The 16,648-nt window shown below is 38.7% G+C and carries 18 protein-coding genes and 2 tRNA genes; 13 read left to right on the top strand and 7 right to left on the bottom strand.

Annotated elements, in window-relative coordinates; all coding sequences use genetic code 11:
- Positions 1–78 precede the first annotated feature (78 nt).
- The 3 genes from I6J02_RS14255 to I6J02_RS14265 all read left to right on the top strand — a co-directional run bounded on the left by I6J02_RS14255 (position 79) and on the right by I6J02_RS14265 (position 2,360).
- Positions 79–702, top strand: a complete 624-nt coding sequence (locus tag I6J02_RS14255) for a hypothetical protein (RefSeq protein ID WP_201678525.1) — start codon at positions 79–81, stop codon at positions 700–702.
- The gene (locus I6J02_RS14260) at positions 684–1,412 is read left to right on the top strand and encodes a DUF3307 domain-containing protein (protein WP_201678526.1); all 729 of its coding nucleotides are present in this window, start codon (positions 684–686) and stop codon (positions 1,410–1,412) included. The genes I6J02_RS14255 and I6J02_RS14260 overlap by 19 nt, the downstream gene beginning before the upstream one ends.
- Before the next feature lie 279 nt (positions 1,413–1,691).
- Positions 1,692–2,360 carry a sterol desaturase family protein gene (locus I6J02_RS14265; RefSeq protein WP_313271040.1) on the top strand — a complete coding sequence of 223 codons (669 nt, stop codon included), beginning with the start codon at positions 1,692–1,694 and terminating at the stop codon, positions 2,358–2,360.
- A gap of 42 nt (positions 2,361–2,402) precedes the next feature.
- Here the strand turns inward: I6J02_RS14265 and I6J02_RS14270 are convergent, their stop codons facing one another.
- Positions 2,403–2,981, bottom strand: a complete 579-nt coding sequence (locus I6J02_RS14270; protein WP_201678527.1) for an O-methyltransferase — start codon at positions 2,979–2,981, stop codon at positions 2,403–2,405.
- A gap of 79 nt (positions 2,982–3,060) precedes the next feature.
- On the opposite strand from I6J02_RS14270, the gene I6J02_RS14275 reads away from it, so the two are divergent.
- The 4 genes from I6J02_RS14275 to I6J02_RS14290 all read left to right on the top strand — a co-directional run bounded on the left by I6J02_RS14275 (position 3,061) and on the right by I6J02_RS14290 (position 6,752).
- Positions 3,061–4,194, top strand: coding sequence for a serine hydrolase domain-containing protein (locus tag I6J02_RS14275; RefSeq protein ID WP_201678528.1), 1,134 nt, complete (start codon positions 3,061–3,063; stop codon positions 4,192–4,194).
- Positions 4,195–4,338: 144 nt separating this feature from the next.
- On the top strand, positions 4,339–4,836 hold the full coding sequence (locus I6J02_RS14280) for a hypothetical protein (RefSeq protein ID WP_201678529.1): 498 nt from the start codon (positions 4,339–4,341) through the stop codon (positions 4,834–4,836).
- Positions 4,837–5,028: 192 nt separating this feature from the next.
- Positions 5,029–5,700: a head GIN domain-containing protein gene (locus tag I6J02_RS14285; protein WP_201678530.1), complete on the top strand. Its 672-nt coding sequence runs from the start codon at positions 5,029–5,031 to the stop codon at positions 5,698–5,700.
- Between the two features lie 128 nt (positions 5,701–5,828).
- Positions 5,829–6,752 carry a PKD domain-containing protein gene (locus I6J02_RS14290; RefSeq protein WP_236581917.1) on the top strand — a complete coding sequence of 308 codons (924 nt, stop codon included), beginning with the start codon at positions 5,829–5,831 and terminating at the stop codon, positions 6,750–6,752.
- A 55-nt stretch (positions 6,753–6,807) separates the two neighbouring features.
- Here I6J02_RS14290 and I6J02_RS14295 read toward each other — a convergent pair whose 3' ends face one another.
- Positions 6,808–8,199 carry a DUF1080 domain-containing protein gene (locus I6J02_RS14295; protein WP_201678532.1) on the bottom strand — a complete coding sequence of 464 codons (1,392 nt, stop codon included), beginning with the start codon at positions 8,197–8,199 and terminating at the stop codon, positions 6,808–6,810.
- A gap of 174 nt (positions 8,200–8,373) precedes the next feature.
- Here I6J02_RS14295 and I6J02_RS14300 point away from each other — a divergent pair, with 174 nt between their 5' ends.
- Positions 8,374–9,804: a Gfo/Idh/MocA family oxidoreductase gene (locus tag I6J02_RS14300; protein WP_201678533.1), complete on the top strand. Its 1,431-nt coding sequence runs from the start codon at positions 8,374–8,376 to the stop codon at positions 9,802–9,804.
- Positions 9,805–9,901: 97 nt separating this feature from the next.
- On the opposite strand, the gene I6J02_RS14305 is transcribed toward I6J02_RS14300, so the two are convergent.
- Both I6J02_RS14305 and I6J02_RS14310 read right to left on the bottom strand, forming a co-directional pair.
- On the bottom strand, positions 9,902–10,534 hold the full coding sequence (locus I6J02_RS14305) for a nitroreductase family protein (RefSeq protein ID WP_201678534.1): 633 nt from the start codon (positions 10,532–10,534) through the stop codon (positions 9,902–9,904).
- A gap of 9 nt (positions 10,535–10,543) precedes the next feature.
- Positions 10,544–11,143, bottom strand: coding sequence for a TetR/AcrR family transcriptional regulator (locus tag I6J02_RS14310; protein WP_201678535.1), 600 nt, complete (start codon positions 11,141–11,143; stop codon positions 10,544–10,546).
- 124 nt (positions 11,144–11,267) lie between these two features.
- Here I6J02_RS14310 and I6J02_RS14315 point away from each other — a divergent pair, with 124 nt between their 5' ends.
- Positions 11,268–12,062 (top strand): patatin-like phospholipase family protein, encoded by a 795-nt coding sequence (locus I6J02_RS14315; protein ID WP_236581918.1) that lies wholly within the window; start codon positions 11,268–11,270, stop codon positions 12,060–12,062.
- Here I6J02_RS14315 and I6J02_RS14320 read toward each other — a convergent pair.
- Complete coding sequence (locus tag I6J02_RS14320; protein ID WP_201678537.1) at positions 12,048–12,884, bottom strand: alpha/beta fold hydrolase; 837 nt, start codon at positions 12,882–12,884, stop codon at positions 12,048–12,050. The genes I6J02_RS14315 and I6J02_RS14320 overlap by 15 nt on opposite strands.
- Positions 12,885–13,066: 182 nt before the next feature.
- On the opposite strand from I6J02_RS14320, the gene I6J02_RS14325 reads away from it, so the two are divergent.
- The 4 genes from I6J02_RS14325 (at position 13,067) to obgE (ending at position 15,092) form a co-directional block, all read left to right on the top strand.
- A tRNA-Arg gene (locus I6J02_RS14325) sits at positions 13,067–13,140 on the top strand.
- Between the two features lie 199 nt (positions 13,141–13,339).
- Positions 13,340–13,413 (top strand) — tRNA-Arg (locus I6J02_RS14330).
- Between the two features lie 64 nt (positions 13,414–13,477).
- Positions 13,478–14,047: an adenylate kinase gene (locus tag I6J02_RS14335; RefSeq protein ID WP_201678538.1), complete on the top strand. Its 570-nt coding sequence runs from the start codon at positions 13,478–13,480 to the stop codon at positions 14,045–14,047.
- Between the two features lie 46 nt (positions 14,048–14,093).
- Complete coding sequence (gene obgE, locus I6J02_RS14340) at positions 14,094–15,092, top strand: GTPase ObgE (protein ID WP_201678539.1); 999 nt, start codon at positions 14,094–14,096, stop codon at positions 15,090–15,092.
- Positions 15,093–15,174: 82 nt separating this feature from the next.
- Here the strand turns inward: obgE and I6J02_RS14345 are convergent, their stop codons facing one another.
- Positions 15,175–15,777: a hypothetical protein gene (locus I6J02_RS14345; protein WP_201678540.1), complete on the bottom strand. Its 603-nt coding sequence runs from the start codon at positions 15,775–15,777 to the stop codon at positions 15,175–15,177.
- A 19-nt stretch (positions 15,778–15,796) separates the two neighbouring features.
- Positions 15,797–16,612, bottom strand: a complete 816-nt coding sequence (panB, locus tag I6J02_RS14350) for a 3-methyl-2-oxobutanoate hydroxymethyltransferase (RefSeq protein ID WP_201678541.1) — start codon at positions 16,610–16,612, stop codon at positions 15,797–15,799.
- Positions 16,613–16,648: the final 36 nt, after the last annotated feature.

Raw genomic sequence — 16,648 nt, forward strand, 5'->3', positions numbered from 1 at the left:
GTTTTTAAAATAAAATAATCATTATATATAGTGATATTTGTATTTATCACTATATTTGTTGATAGTGTAAGCAATATTATGAAAGACAAGAAGTTAATAGCGGTTATAACAGGAGATTTGATAGATTCAAGAAAAGTGGATGCAGCGATATGGATGCCGGTTCTGGATGATGCATTGAAGCATATCAGTAGCCGTTATGATATTTACAGAGGAGATAGTTTTCAGGCAGAGGTAGAATTAGAACAGGCTATACATCATCTTTTTTATATTAAAGCGAAGATTAAGAGTCTGAAAAATCTGGATGTACGGATGACTATGGGTATCGGAACGGTCGATTATCAGGATGCACATGTGAGGACATCAGCGGGGGATGCATTTTTATTTGCCGGAGAACGATTTGATACGCTGAAGAAAGAAACTGTAGCCATCAGAAGTCCCTGGTCAGATCTGGATGAAGGGATAGAGCTGATGCTGCAATTAAGTATGGAAATTGCAGGACGGTGGACCGAAAATATGGCTGAAGCAGTTGCTGTAAGCCTTCTGCATCCGGGCATGAACCAACATGAACTTGCTGCAGTGTTGAACCGGAAATATCAAAGTCAGGTAAGTACAGAACTCAACAAAGCAGGATATTCTAAAATAAATCGTGTCATCGATTATTGTACGGAACAAATACTTAAAAAATGTTATATACAGGACTGATCTTATTTGTAGCTCATATATTGGGCGATTTTGTCTTCCAGCCAAAAAAATGGGTGGATGGAAGAGCGCATCACATCCGTTATATTTTTTATCATGTAGGTGTTCATGCTGCATTATTATGTTTGTTTTTTATTAGAGATTTATCACACTGGTGGCCGGCAATAGCTGTGATTGTGTTGTCTCACCTTGCAATTGACAGCCTTAAGGTTTCTCTGGAACGTAAAATGAACAGCAACCCATTATTACTGTTCAGCATTGATCAGCTACTCCATTTGACAGTACTTGCAGCTGTACTTGGATGTCACTATGGTATTCCGGAGAGTTTTATATCTTCGATATGGTCTGTACAGGCACAGATACTTCTGATTGGATTTTTGTTGACCGCATTTGTTTCTCCTATCGTACTTCGTGTCTTTTTCAGCAAATGGAATCAATCTGCCGAGGTCAATGCCCAAAGGCAAGATTCATTGATCGATGCAGGATGGATTATAGGAGTGCTTGAGCGTCTTCTTATTGTGTTTTTTGTAAATATTAATTTTTTAGAAGGAATAGGCTTTCTGTTAGCAGCGAAATCAATTTTCAGATTTGGAGATTTAGCCAATGCAAAAGATAAAAAATTCACAGAGTATGTACTCGTAGGTACATTGGCCAGTTTTGTGATGGCAATAGGAATTGGCTTTTTGATCAAATGGCTGCTAAGAATGGTATAATATCTTATTTACGGACAAAAATAGCCTTCTTAAAATTGATTCCCTGCATCTGACAGATTCTTGCTTGTTATACTCAGGATGCCGTTAAATGAGATTATTTAATTTTGGCATTCTATTATATAATTCCCAAATACAGCTTACTTCGGTAATTTGTTTTAAATAAATCTTTATATTTGCAGATTAAGCAGACAATCTGACTTTTTGATGATTTTCATTATAAAGTCAGAATTGTAGCTTTGTTGTTCAAATTTTAGTGTTTAGATTCTTATCAAAAAGGAAATGGCAAAGAAAAATTACATATCAAATTCTACGGAATCCACACGAATGTTTAAGAATGATTTTTTGGAATCATTGACTAAGGTTCACTATTCTGTACCGATTATATTTTATCTTCCCGTAATCATTTATTTTTCATGGAAGGCCCTGGGGCCAGGTGAAATGGGTGTATGGATGTATATTGGGTATTTTGTTTTCGGGCTCGCTTTCTGGACTATTTTTGAGTATGCCCTGCATCGCTGGGTTTTTCATTATCATCCAAAAGGAAAGCTTTTAAAACGTGTTCATTGGATTTTTCATGGTATTCATCACGATTATCCTAAAGATCGTCTTCGTCTGGTCATGCCGTTGTCAGCAAGTATTCCATTGGCAACACTGGTTTATTTTATGTTCAGCTTATTTTTTAGTAATCAATTTATATTAGCTGCATTCTTTGCTGGTTTTATGATTGGTTACCTTATCTATGACGAATCTCATTATGCTATGCATCATGCCAATTTCAAAAGTGGTATTATGAAGCGTATCAAACAACATCATATGTTACACCATTATCAGGATCCTGAAAAGGGATTCGGGGTAAGTTCTGCTGTATGGGATGTCGTGTTTGACTCCGGCTTTGAAGAGAAAAAAGAAAAGGAAAAGCAACAAACAGAAAAGGAACAACTTTCGTAAAGTAGAAAAGAACGGTAATGCAAAAAACATTACCGTTCTTTTTTATCTTTTCACAGCAACGATCACACCAGTAGACCAGTGAAGACGTGTAAGGCTGAGATCAGCCCGGTTGTCCAGGTCACGAATCAGATGACGAACCTTTTGGTCATGTCCATCCGGCCAGTTGGGCTGCGGTAAGAGGTCATCTATAAAGTAAATGCCTCCTTTATCCAGCATAGCAAGACATGTTTCCAGTTCCAGAAATTTTCCGTGCCAGGTATCCGCAAAAATAAAATCAAATTTTAATTCTTTATTCTCAAGAAGCCATTCTCCGGCATCCTGTTGTACTAATGTAAGACGAGGATCTGAAGACAGATATTCCTGCGCGATTGTTAGAAAAGCCGGATCATGATCCACAGACAGCAATGCAGAACGTTCATCCATGCCGGATAACAGCCAGGAAGTAGATAAGCCTGTACCTGTCCCAAGTTCTAAAAAACGGGCATTCTGTTTGGAGGCAGCAAGCGTCTTTAATAAAGAGCCGGTATGAATATCACTGGCCATATTGAAGCCGGAATTGCGTGTTCGAAGAAGGATATCCGTGAATTTATCCGGATAGGAATAGGTTTCAGAGTTTAACATATTTTTAGCCTATGGTTAGCATAAAATCGATCAGATATATAAAAATATGTAAATTAGATGAGATTATAACCCAAACCCTATGTCCGATATCCAAAAAATTATACTACCTCTGCTTTTTATCTTTTCTTCAGCAAGTATTTACGCCCAGCATTCCGTAACGGCCAAATCTATTCAGCAGATTGCTGAAAAATATCAGGCAGTAGGAGTGGCCGCAGTCGTTGTGAAAGATAATAAGATTGTGTTCACAAACAATTATGGATATCAGGATCGGGATACCCACCATGTCCTGAATGACTCTACATTGTTTAGAATCGCTTCTATCTCAAAATCATTTTCAGCTACTGCTGTTATGCAACTTGTTGAGGCCGGTCGTTTGTCTTTAAAGGATGATTGCAGTCAGTTGATAGGTTTTCCTGTACGTAATCCCCGATTTCCGGATCAGATTATAACATTGGAAATGTTGTTGTCACATACATCAGGAATCAATGATAAAAACGGATATTTCGATCTGGATGTGATCAATCCGCAAAAGAATAAAAACTGGTCGGATAGTTACAATGCGTATGCTCCCGGTAAAGGCTATCAATATTGTAATCTCAATTTTAATATGGTGGGTGCTATAATTGAAAAAATATCAGATCAGCGTTTTGATAAGTATGTAGCAGAACACATCTTGCGTCCGTTGGATCTGTACGGAGGTTATTATGTTGATGCTCTGGATCGTTCCAGATTTGCGACACTATACGCTTATCAAGATGGCAAATTTGTGCCACAACCTGCAGCGTATAATCCGCGTAGCGAAGAAATAAGTAGCTATGAGTTGGGACATTCCACTCCTTTGTTTTCACCGACCGGGGGCATGAAAATTTCAGCAAGAGATCTTGCACAGTATATGATCATGCACATGAATTACGGACATGGCAACGGCAAAAAAATAATAAGCAAACGTAGTGCAGTAGCCATGCAGACAAAACGTAGTGATGAGGAAAATTATGGTCTGGCACTTTGGAGTACAGATAGTCTTATCCCTCAGGTACATCTTACGGGACATACAGGCTCAGCATACGGGTTATACAGCACCATGTTCTTTAATCCAAAACATAAATATGGTTTTGTCGTTATTACAAATGGGTGCAGGTTATCCGAAACATCAGGATTTAACATGATGTTAAAGGAAATTGTAAATGTGTTATATCAGGATTTTATTAAATAGGCCTGTACTCTGCGATTGGCGCGAAATTTGAATTTAACATTTACACTGGCGTAACTTTTAGAAAATATCAATATCTTAATATTGTTATAATTCTGCGTTACGCAGAAAATGATATCGTATTTAATAACGTAAATTATAACTATTATGCACAAACTCATTTTAATAGCTTTATTGATCGTTGCAAAGTCGGCGTATGCCCAGAAAGTGGATTTGGATCAGGTGAGAAAAGATTTCAATAAAGGTGTTAAAAATGAAGACCTTTGTAAGAACCATCTGGAGATGTTGAAAAAGAATGCCAAATCCCCGGAAGAGTTGGGCTATTATGCCGCATATCATATGTTTATGGCTAATCATACGGGTAATCCTTTCAAAAAAATGAGTTATTTTAAAGGAGGAAGAAAGGTGCTGGAAGATGTAATTAAGAAAAATCCACAAAATATAGAATTGCGTTTTATTCGTTTATGTATTCAGTTTTATATTCCCAAGTTTCTCAATTACCATGATAATATAGAGACAGACAAAGATTTTGTCATGAATAACCTTTATAAAATGAAGGACAATGACGTAAAGCAATTGATCTTTAATTATTTAAAAGGAGCTAATATGTATACCAATGAAGAGTTGGCTCTATTGGGAAGATAAACGTAATCCTTATTTTCTGTTTCCCTATCGTAAAATTGTTTCAAAACATACTTTTTGGAGTACTATTTGCTATATTCAGACGTATGGAATGGAATAATATGCAGTGTATTATCTTTACCGTAATGTATTGGAATAATAATAAATGCAATATTCATTTAGATCATTATTCTACAGAATTTAAATTACAGAAACATGAAAAAAATAATCGTAATCGGCCTTTTGTTTATGTTGGCCAAAGTGAGTATGGCGCAAACGAGAGAAGTCGGTCCTTTTGCCAAAGTAGAAGTTACAGATAAGATCAGTGTTGAACTGATTAACAGCAGTACATATAAAGTAGTTATTTCAGGAAATCCGTCTAATGAAGTAGATGTCATTCAGAAGAATGGAACATTACGGCTTAAAATGAATACATTAAACATGATGAATGGAGAGGGAATACATATTAAAGTGTATGGAAATGATATCAGTGAATTGACCGCAAAGAAGGGGGCGAGTGTGAAGGTAAATGATGATGAGGCCCTAAGCCGGAATATGCTAAATCTGTCAGCTTCAGAAGGAGGGTTGTTAAGTCTGAATGTATCAGGTCAGGAAATCAAAGTCAGTGCGAGTAAAGGAGGTACTGTACAGGCGGGTGGCAAATCACCACGTCAGGAAGTTCAGTTGACATTCGGAGGTAATTATGAAGGACGATCACTGGTCTCAGAAAATGCAAAAGTTACGGTGAATGGTGGGGGAAAATGCGAAGTAAATGTAAAGCAAACTATTGATTCACAGGTAAGGGCAGGAGGTATCATTCATGTATATGGCAATCCGGCTCAGCGTAACGAGAAAAAACTCGCAGGCGGAACTATAGAATATAAGTAATACTACAATTCAATCCGGATAACTGTTCGTTTGTTTAAATATAAAGCAGGTGATCCCTGTTCTGATCATATAATATTCGCAGATAAGCTGTATTATTGCTTATTATAACCTTTGAGGGAGGTAAAATAGTGACAAGAGAAGAATCTTCTGATGACAAATTTAATATTAAGAGCTACCTGATCATTAGTGCAGTAGGAGCAGTGCTATTGGTTGCGCTTACGGTATTTGTTATGAAGATCTTTATGGAACCTGAAAAAAAAATCAGAGCCAAGGTCTTTAATCAGGATATGACACTCAATCAGGATCTGATCTATATCGATAACACAGTTGGTGCACAAAAATGGCACTGGGATTTTGGAAATGGCGATGTGTCTACGCAGCAGGATGGTAAATACAGATATAAATCAGCCGGAACTTATGTCGTACGTCTGGTCGTCAATGACAATCTACACGAACAATTTTTTGTAACGGTAAAAGATTCTGTAGCTAAAGTCGTAGACAGCGTTTTACAGGTATCAGGTCCATCAACCGGAACTATTCTAAAAGAGGTGAGGCTGGAAGTAGATGGTCCGGGAGAAATCTACCAGTGGCAGTTTGGTGAAAGCGGTAAGGTAGATGTTATCGGCAAGGTTGCGCAGTATACCTATTCCAAACCGGGAAGGTATCGTGTAAAAGTTAAATCGGACAAAACCTTATCTTATACCTATCATACTATAGAAATAGATGGAGCCAAAACAGATAGTCTGGATAGTCTGGCGGCCGAAAATCAGGTGCAGAAAGTTGCAGTAGATGATCTGAAAGCACAATTGCAGGCTATTGCTGACGGAGGAGATTTCAATGTGAGATACAGCTATATTTTAAGTAAGTTTTTTTGTAAAAATGAACGTACAGGAGTAACTATCAAAAGTGGTGGTGCAATCAAGCAACAGGATATCTACAGTTACTGTATAGGACTCACGTTTGGAGGGGGAGTGAAGATTGATAATATACTTCTGATGAGAGTGCCGAATTCTACTTGTTATCAATCTTTGATTGTGACACAACATAAATAGAAACATTCCATAAACCTGAGTTCAGTCGCAGGCCTATGGAATGTAAGTGTATTTTTTACTTCAGCTCTTTTATTTTAATAGATCGAAAAGAGACATTGTTGCCATGATCCTGCAAAAGGATATGTCCCTGTGGCGCCTGACCAAAGTTTTTCCAGTCTTTGTATTTACTTCCTGCTACCAGATCCAAATATTCCTTAGAGCCCCTCACATAAGATACCATAAGTTCTCCGTTGAGGTAATGTTCAACCCGATTATCGGGATAAACAACTACCCGTCCCGTATTCCATTCTCCGATTGGTTTTACAGCTCTTGCATTCTTTTTGGTAGTAATCAGATCGTAAAGTGAAGCAAGTGTTCGGTTTCCGTCTTTTCCCAGTTTAGCATCAGGATGTTCTTTATCATCCAGCACCTGATATTCTAAACCTATAGCTGAACCTGATGTTTGTTCGTCAAGAGTGACAAAATATTTGACTCCGCTGTTAGCTCCCGGAGAAAGCTTGAACTGAAAAGACAAGTCAAAGGCCTTATACTGCGCATCAGTAACAATGTCACCTCCATTTGTAGACTCACCGCCTGTAGATGGCAGTACGGAAATATTGCCGTTTTTGATCTCCCAGCCTTTTGAAGGAAATTCTTTGCCTCGTGCGCTATGCCATCCCGCTGTGCTCTTCCCATCAAATAATAACTTATAACCGTTTTTTTGCTCTGACTGCGAAAGCTGGTTGAGGTGCAGGTTTGTAATATAAATATCTTTTGGAAATGCCTTTGGTTTTAGGTTTTCTGTCTGAATCCGGACATTTTTAAAATATACTTTTTTGCCGTCATCTGCATCTGTGATATTATGTACCTGCAGACCTATATATCCAGTCTGATCAATGGTGTCAATAACAGCTGCCGTAGGAATACCATTTACCCAGGTTCTCACTTCATCACCGATCGCTTCAATACGAATGGTATTGTACTCATTCTTACGGAATGCTTTTTTAGCGTTTTGATTGAGATCCAGCGGATAGAGCCAGCCTCTCCGCGCTTCATCATAGATACCTCCTGTCCAGGCTCTTGCGGTTGGATCCACTTCAACCTGCTTGCCATACATACGGCCTCGCCCGTCATTGGCCTGCGGGTCAATGTGGCTTCTGATCTGTATGCCGGAATTGGTATTGTCACCTTCAAGTTTAACCTCCAGTTCCAGTATAAAGTCGCCATACTCTTTTTCAGTTACTAAAAATGAATTAGGTGTTTTCTTTGTCATCGTACCTACGATAACACCATTCTCTACAATATAGGGAGCTTTACCTCCGACAGTTTTCCAACCGGCAAGAGTTTTACCGTCGAAAATGGAGGTAGCTTTATTTTGCTGAGCCTGTGTGATAAATGTGGTGGATGCAAGCAGACATCCGGTTGCAAGAATAATTTTTGAAATACAACTTAATTTTGCGTGTGTCATAATAGTTTAGGATTGTGAAGCCTTTAAAAAGTTTATTTTGGTGTTATAAAATTATCAATTTTATTCGAATTTTTATATAAAATTAATAAAAAGTGTTTAAATTAGAGATGTGAATTTAATTTTGTCTCTGTAAACCTGGACAAACTCTTAATTATAAACTTGTAATCTTAAATCATGAAAAATACAAACTCTTTTTCCAGACGGGCTTTTTTGCGCAATAGTCTGCTGTTGTCGGGAGCTACGATAGCTTTACCGTCTTTTTTAGCGGCTTCGGCACCTGTAAAATTAGCAAGACCTAATGAACGTATTAATCTGGCCTGTATTGGTATTGGAAACAGAGGAGCAGAAATTATTCAGGATCTTTATAAGACAGGACTTGTCAATATTGTTGCCCTGTGCGATGTAGACATGGGCGCTCCGCATACACTTCCAATCCTTCAGAAATTTCCGGATGTACCCCGGTTTCAGGATTTCAGGCAATTATTTGATAAGATGAGTAATCAGATCGATGCAGTTTCTATAGGAGTTCCTGATTTTTCTCATTTTCCGATAACGATGATGGCTATAGACCTTGGAAAGCATGTATATGTAGAAAAACCAATGGCAAGAACCTTTCAGGAAGTAGAATTGATGATGAAAAAGGCAACCAAGTTTAATAAAGTGGTTACACAAATGGGTAATCAGGGACATTCGGAAGCTAATTATTTTCAATTTAAAGCCTGGAAAGAAGCCGGAATTATTAAAGATGTAACAGCAATCACAGCGCATATGAATGCTCCGAGACGTTGGCATACCTGGGATACAAATATCAAATCGTTTCCACCTAAAGAACCAACGCCTTCAACATTAGATTGGGAATTGTGGCAAATGGCAACTCAGGGACATGATTTTAATAAGGATTTTGTCAACGGGCAATGGAGATGCTGGTTTGATTTCGGAATGGGCGCTTTGGGAGACTGGGGTGCACATATATTGGATACGGCACATGAGTTTCTGGATCTGGGATTGCCTTATGAGGTGAATCCTGTTAATCTGGATGGTCATAATGACTTTTTCTTTCCGATGTCCACTACACTGGCATTCCGCTTTCCTAAGCGGGGAGATATGCCGGCACTGGATATTACCTGGTACGATGGTGTCAACAATCTGCCACCAATACCGGAAGGATATGGCGTATCCGGATTAGATCCGAATATTCCTCCTCCGACAACGGGTAAAATTGAACCTGCAAAACTTAATCCGGGTAAGATTATCTACAGTAAAAATCTCACCTTCAAAGGTGGATCACACGGTAGTACGCTATCCATTATTCCGGAGGAAAAGGCACTGGCGATGGCCGGAAAACTTCCTGAAATACCTCCAAGTCCATCCAATCATTTCCTTAATTTTATACGTAGCTGTAAAGGAGAAGAAAAGACAAGATCTTCTTTTGACATTGCAGGACCGTTAAGTCAGGTCTTCTGTTTGGGAGTATTGGCTCAGAAATTGGGTACAAAACTGGAATTTGACCGTAAAAGCAAAAAAATCACAAACAATAAGGTCGCTAATAGTTTACTTGCCGGACCTCCGCCGAGAAAAGGATGGGAACAATATTATAAGATCTAAAACATCAGGAAAAATTGTTTTATTCTCTGATTTTATAGAATAGTAAAGCCGTTCTTTAATAAAAAGAACAGCTTTACTCTGTCATTTTCATAAAGTATTAGTCCAGACTGATCACAAAGTCCTTCACCTCTTTTCTTACTTTTTTCATATTTACCAACCAGTCATTTTCAGTATCACGGTATCCTAAAGCCAGGATAGTAACAGATTTAAGACCGTATTTTTTCAACTCTAATAAATCATCCAGTTGCTCATTGACAAATCCTTCCATTGGAGTCGCATCCACTTTTTGTTCTGCAGCGGCAGCAATAGCAAGACCAAATCCGATATAGGCCTGGCGTGCAGCATGCTCAAATTGTTGCTGTTGTTCACGTGCGGAAAGCGAGCTGAACAATTGATTTTTATAGTCATCTGCAAATCCTGTAGGTAATCCCCGCTCAACTTCCTGTTGTGTAAATACCTCATCGACACGTTGCTTTGTATACTCATCATAAGCAGCGAATATCAATAAATGGGAAGCATCTACAATCTGAGATTGATTGTAAGCTATAGGCTGGATCTTTGCTTTCAGTTCGGGATCAGAGATCGCAATGATCTTGTACGGTTGCAAACCCGAAGAAGTAGGCGCGAGGCGTGCTGCTTCGATAATGTAATCTACTTTTTCCTGCGCTACCTTTTGTCCGTTCATTTTTTTTGTAGCGTATCTCCAGTTTAAATGTTCTAATAAACTCATCTTTTTTGTTTAATTAATTAATGATTTGATATATCCATCCACAGCATCTTTTAGTATTGCAGATGGTTCGATTGATTTTTGATTGGCTGATAATAATTCAATAGCAACAAGGCCATGCATGATAGACCAAAAAGTTTTCATTTTTAAATACTTATCGGTGTCCGTGCGTTTACTCTGCAAAATAGCCTCTTCAATGACTGTTAATAAAATTTCTGAAGTTTTTCTTTTCTCCTGTACAGTCTGTATAGCTTCACAGGTTGGTATACCCAGACCAAACATGATCTCATAATACTTCTGATGTGTAAAAGCAAAGGACCAGTAAGCTTCAGCAATATGGCGGATTTTTGATTCAGCAGTATCGTCCTGACTGATAGCAGAAGCAAGCTCCCCGGCTAGTAAACGGAATCCCTCTTTCGTAAAATATTCGATCAGGTCATCTTTACTGCTAAAGTGCTTATAGATAACAGGTACGCTGTATTCAATAGCATCCGCAATCTTACGTAGAGAGAGTGCTGCCCATCCTTCCTCTTTCACAATACTCCATGACTGCTCTATGATAAGCTGTTTCAGTTGTTCTTGTTCCCGAAATCTTCGTTCTGAAATTCCCATGTCTAAACATTTAGTTAACAGTGTTAGCAAAAGTAACAATGATTTTTAAATGTTTAAACACTTTATTGTTTTTAGACTTTTTAATGACAATTTCTTTCTGCTTAAATATTGTATTTTTAGCGTTATGAATGCAGCAAGGAAAAAACATGTTTCTTTGGTTCTGGGAAGTGGAGGTGCCAGAGGGATTGCAGAGATTGGGGTTATCCATGCACTAGAAGCCAAAGGGTATACGATAGATGAGATTGTTGGTTGTTCCATCGGTTCGTTAGTAGGAGGGGTATATGCACAGCAGAAACTATCCGATTTTCAGGATTGGCTGAAGACCCTTAGTAAACGTGAAATTTTCAGACTTATGGATTTCACTTACTTTGGTTCAGGTGTCATGAAGGGTATACGCATCTTTGAGGCAATCAAACAGATCGTACCGGATATAAATATTGAAGATCTGCCCATACATTATACAGCAGTCGCAACTGATCTGAAAAAAGAGCAGGATGTCATATTTCGGACGGGTAGTATGTATGATGCTATACGTGCTTCTATAGCAATTCCCGCTGTATTTACAGCTGTTAGTATTGATGAACAGTTTCTGGTAGATGGCGGTGTACTTAATCCTTTACCCATTAATCATGTGCAACACAAGCATAATCTGGTAGTTGCTGTAAATCTGGATGGACAGCCTGACCCCGAACTTGCACAGACAAAAAATAAGCCTGAAAAAGTAAATTCAATAGGTGTACTAACGCATGCTTATTACGCAATGAGACGGCAACTGGCTGCACAAAGCATTGCTTTGTACAAGCCGGATTATGTAGTCACCATACCCCATAATATTTCAGGACTATGGGACTACGACCGCTCCGAGTATCTGATCGAAAAGGGAGCTTTGCTGACCGAAAATGCTTTATCTGATTTGTAAATTTCTCAAAAATTCATGGAGCAGACTGTTGAATCGTTCAGGTTGCTCCAGATTTGGAAGATGTCCTGCATGTTCAAGTTCTACATAGGAAGCCTGTGGAATAGCTGTTTCTAATTCCTCCATGAGTTCTTTTGGAGTGATCATATCATTTGCCCCTCTGATGAGGAGTGTTGGAATATCAATAGCCCCCAGTGTATCACGAGTGTCCGTACGGCTTGCTAATGCAAGTTGTGTAGCGCATATACTGCTTATACTGTTACGGCGGATACTGCTCTTAATCAATTCTACAGCTTCAGGATTGTTATGAATGGTATCTTTATGGAAGACGTTTTCAACAAAACCTATTGCAAATGGTCTTCTTCCATATTGTAAAATAGCCTGAATGGAATCAAATCTTTTTTGTTTCCCTTTGTTATCATCAGCTCTTGCGTGTGTATCACACAGGATCAGACCTTTTATTCGGTTTGGGATTAATTGCTGTGCTCTTAGTGCAATATATCCGCCCATGGATATACCGCATAAGGTCACCTGTTCGATATCTAACTTTTTAATAAATACGACAAGGTCTTTTGCAAAAACATCTATACTGAAGAAACCATGTCCTGCGGTGGTATTGCCATGCCCGCGTACATCTACAGCGATTCCGGTTACGTTGTCTGCTAAACTCTCAAGCTGAGCATTCCAGGTTTTCTTATTAAAAGGAAATCCATGGATAAAAATGATAGTCTCGGATGATTCTGATGTTAGTGCTGGTTTAATATAGTATGAGATACTGATATCGCCAATTCGGATCTTGCTGCTCTTAAAGTTTCGCTCTGTCATGTATGGGGAATGTATATTATGAAAAAAAATATTTCAACATAAATATAATAAAATCAATAAGATAATTAGAATTATATTCCTGCAGATACTAAAAATGAATATTTTTATTTGGAAATAAGATAAAAGTAACGATATTTGCATCACCAAAACAAAACGGGGTTTCCCCGGGACACACAGGAACTGCGCTCATAGCTTAATTGGATAGAGCACCTGACTACGGATCAGGAGGTTAGGGGTTCGACTCCCTTTGAGCGCACACATTTTATTTATCATTCCTCTCCCTTTCATTTCCTTACTTTTTAGCAGATATGTAACAATTGGATTATTATGGTAATTCTTATCAATTGACGGAGTATTCTACTTTAAAATGAAAAAAAATTTGTGTGAAGATGGAATTTCCCTATATTTGCATCACCAAAACAGAACAGGCATAAAGTCGGGAAGTGTTGGTTGCCGCGCTCATAGCTTAATTGGATAGAGCACCTGACTACGGATCAGGAGGTTAGGGGTTCGACTCCCTTTGAGCGCACTTGTTAAACTCCAAGCCTAATCAAAAACAAGATTAGGCTTTTATTTTTTACGGAATTACAACTATGCTAAACCTTGTTTTATTCGGTCCTCCAGGTGCGGGCAAAGGCACTCAATCACAAAAGCTTATTGATAAATACCAATTGGTGCATATCTCAACAGGTGATCTTTTCCGTGCTCATATCAAAGACCAGACAACATTAGGCCAACAGGTTAGTCAGATCATCGCAGATGGCAACTTAGTGCCTGACTCCGTAACGATAGCAATGCTGGAAGAAGAAATTCAAAAAAATCCGAATGCAAAAGGATTTATTTTTGATGGATTCCCGCGCACTGTAGCGCAGGCTGAGGCTTTGGACAACTTCCTTGAATCTAACAATTCTTCTATCACAGGAGTAATTGCACTGGATGTCAATGAAGATGAATTAAAAGCGCGTATCGCGAAGAGACAAGAGATTTCAGGACGTGCAGATGATGCGGCAGATAAACTGACAAAACGCATAGAAGAGTATTTCGAAAAAACTATTCTTGTATTACCTTATTATGAAGCTCAAAGTAAGCTTTCTAAGGTAAACGGAATCGGAGATATTGACTCTATTTTTGGGGAACTGACCCAAATTATTGACCAATACTAATAGTTTATTAGTATTTTTTCTTTTTTAGCTTAACGAAGTATAATAAATGGCTCAGGGATCAAATTTTGTAGATTATGTGAAAGTGTGTTGCCGATCAGGTCATGGTGGTGCTGGTTCAGCGCATTTGCATCGGGATAAACATACTGCCAAAGGTGGTCCTGATGGAGGTGATGGCGGCCGTGGAGGGCATATTATACTTAAAGGAACAAGTCAGTTGTGGACACTGCTCCACCTGAAATACAGAAAACATATTATTGCATCCAACGGAGATCCGGGAGGTAGCGCATTGCGCTCCGGAGCTAACGGGAAAGATGAAATACTGGAAGTGCCACTCGGTACTATCGCACGTGACGCTGAGACAGGTGAAGTCTTGTTTGATATCACAGAAGATGGTGAAACAAAAATTCTGACAGCAGGTGGTATCGGTGGATTGGGGAACTGGCACTTTAAGTCTGCAACACAGCAGACACCAAGATTTTCTCAACCGGGAAGACCGGGAATGGAGCAATGGGTAATTCTGGAACTCAAAGTCCTGGCCGATGTAGGACTGGTAGGATTCCCGAATGCAGGTAAATCAACATTGCTATCGGTAGTGTCAGCTGCAAAACCCGAAATTGCAAATTATCCTTTTACTACATTGGTGCCCAATCTGGGGATTGTAAGCTACAGAGATAATAAATCTTTTGTAATGGCCGATATTCCCGGAATTATCGAAGGAGCTTCGGAAGGTAAAGGATTAGGATACCGTTTTTTACGCCATATAGAGCGAAATTCAGTTTTGCTTTTTATGGTTCCTGCAGATACAGACCGCACAATTGCTGAAGAATATAATATTCTTTTGAAGGAATTGACAGCTTATAATCCTGAATTGATGGATAAGCCCAAATTACTGGCGATTACTAAATCTGATATGCTGGATGAAGAACTGGAAAATGAAATGAAGGCTCAGGTGCCGGATAATATTCCTTATATTTTTATCTCATCTATTACCGGTAAAAATATTCTTCAACTAAAAGATATGATCTGGAAAGCAATCAATTCATAATTGCTGATTCATCAACATAAAAAATAAGGGTTCATTTTAACTAAAATGAACCCTTATTTTTTCTTCTTCACGATAGCTGTATTTATATAATCGGGAATAATCTTTTCTGTACAGAAGGGGAGAAGTGTTTATGCACTGCCTTTGTAAAGCTCTGATCAACGGATTCGTTTTTCATAACCAGATAGGGTATTTCTACAATACCTGCTGTAGTTTTCATGCGATAATAACCAAATACCACTCCGTTTGTATGCTGTACTGCTTCTACCTGTTGAATTGCCTTGACATCAGTCATGAGCTTGAATCGTATAGTCTGTTTATTCAGGCTTTCGACAATAACTTCTTCCTGTTGAGGATCAAACCAGATTTGTTGATTTCGCGCAACCTTGACATGGTTGGTCAGTACAAAAAGCTGTCCGATCATATACAAACTGATAGGCAGCAGAAACAATAGTATTTTGATCTTAACAGCCAGCAATACGACAATAAGTAACAAAATGATACCAATGCCTACATTGACAAATGTTTTCTTTGAAACCTTCGTAATCAAAGCTGTAGGTGTATGCATAAGCAGAAACTGCCCCTTTCTGATGGCACCGGAAGGAGAGGCTGTTAAGCCGGATAGTTTACGTGAAATAAAGTAGATCACCAGTCCTATCAATCCGAGTATGATCAGAAATTTGAACATCTTTGCTTAAATAGTATAATTAATATTGTTCGTTTTCGTTCGGGTAATTTACAGATTTGACATCAGCGACATACTGTCCAAAGGCTTTCGTCATTTCCTCATACAAATTAAGATACTGACGTAAAAACTTAGGTTTAAAACCTTTTGTTAATCCCAGCATATCATTTACGACCAATACCTGACCGTCACATCCGTTTCCTGCTCCGATGCCTATGGTAGGAATATGTAAAGAAGCCGATACTTCTGCTGCCAGCTTAGCTGGGATTTTTTCCAATACAACAGCAAAACAACCTGCTTCCTGAAGCGCTAATGCATCTGTTTTTAATTTTTCTGCTTCCGCTTCCTCTTTAGCTCTTACACCAAAATTTCCGAATTTGTAAATAGACTGTGGCGTAAGTCCCAGATGCCCGCAAACCGGGATTCCCGTCTCAACTATTTTACGGATATTTTCGATGATTTCTACACCACCCTCCAGTTTAAGTGCATGTGCTCCGGATTCTTTCATGACGCGAACAGCAGCCTTATAAGCATCGTTGATATCGCCCTGATAAGCTCCGAAAGGTAGATCTACGACAACCATCGCACGCTTGGTACCCCTTACTACCGCTGAAGCATGATAAATCATGTTGTCCAGTGTCATCGGCAATGTAGTTTCGTAACCGGCAAATACATTAGCAGCAGAATCGCCAACTAAAATGATTTCAACTCCTCCCTCATCCAGTGCACGTGCTATGGAATAGTCATAGCCGGTCAGCATCGCAATTTTCTCTTTACGGTTCTTCAATTCCTGAATGGTAGAAGTCGTGATTCGTGTAATTTCTTTGTTTACAGACATGTCTTCGTTTGTTGAAGAAACAAAAGTATAGAAATT

It is taken from the genome of Sphingobacterium spiritivorum (assembly GCF_016725325.1).
In the GTDB taxonomy this organism is placed as follows: Bacteria; Bacteroidota; Bacteroidia; order Sphingobacteriales; family Sphingobacteriaceae; genus Sphingobacterium.

Bases quoted from the DNA above. Each gene is read 5' to 3' on its own strand.
- I6J02_RS14255 (WP_201678525.1), top strand. From the start codon at position 79: ATGAAAGACAAGAAGTTAATAGCGGTTATAACAGGAGATTTGATAGAT.
- I6J02_RS14260 (WP_201678526.1), top strand. From the start codon at position 684: ATGTTATATACAGGACTGATCTTATTTGTAGCTCATATATTGGGCGAT.
- I6J02_RS14265 (WP_313271040.1), top strand. From the start codon at position 1,692: ATGGCAAAGAAAAATTACATATCAAATTCTACGGAATCCACACGAATG.
- I6J02_RS14270 (WP_201678527.1), bottom strand. From the start codon at position 2,981: ATGTTAAACTCTGAAACCTATTCCTATCCGGATAAATTCACGGATATC.
- I6J02_RS14275 (WP_201678528.1), top strand. From the start codon at position 3,061: ATGTCCGATATCCAAAAAATTATACTACCTCTGCTTTTTATCTTTTCT.
- I6J02_RS14280 (WP_201678529.1), top strand. From the start codon at position 4,339: ATGCACAAACTCATTTTAATAGCTTTATTGATCGTTGCAAAGTCGGCG.
- I6J02_RS14285 (WP_201678530.1), top strand. From the start codon at position 5,029: ATGAAAAAAATAATCGTAATCGGCCTTTTGTTTATGTTGGCCAAAGTG.
- I6J02_RS14295 (WP_201678532.1), bottom strand. From the start codon at position 8,199: ATGACACACGCAAAATTAAGTTGTATTTCAAAAATTATTCTTGCAACC.
- I6J02_RS14300 (WP_201678533.1), top strand. From the start codon at position 8,374: ATGAAAAATACAAACTCTTTTTCCAGACGGGCTTTTTTGCGCAATAGT.
- I6J02_RS14305 (WP_201678534.1), bottom strand. From the start codon at position 10,534: ATGAGTTTATTAGAACATTTAAACTGGAGATACGCTACAAAAAAAATG.
- I6J02_RS14310 (WP_201678535.1), bottom strand. From the start codon at position 11,143: ATGGGAATTTCAGAACGAAGATTTCGGGAACAAGAACAACTGAAACAG.
- I6J02_RS14315 (WP_236581918.1), top strand. From the start codon at position 11,268: ATGAATGCAGCAAGGAAAAAACATGTTTCTTTGGTTCTGGGAAGTGGA.
- I6J02_RS14320 (WP_201678537.1), bottom strand. From the start codon at position 12,884: ATGACAGAGCGAAACTTTAAGAGCAGCAAGATCCGAATTGGCGATATC.
- I6J02_RS14335 (WP_201678538.1), top strand. From the start codon at position 13,478: ATGCTAAACCTTGTTTTATTCGGTCCTCCAGGTGCGGGCAAAGGCACT.
- obgE (WP_201678539.1), top strand. From the start codon at position 14,094: ATGGCTCAGGGATCAAATTTTGTAGATTATGTGAAAGTGTGTTGCCGA.
- I6J02_RS14345 (WP_201678540.1), bottom strand. From the start codon at position 15,777: ATGTTCAAATTTCTGATCATACTCGGATTGATAGGACTGGTGATCTAC.
- panB (WP_201678541.1), bottom strand. From the start codon at position 16,612: ATGTCTGTAAACAAAGAAATTACACGAATCACGACTTCTACCATTCAG.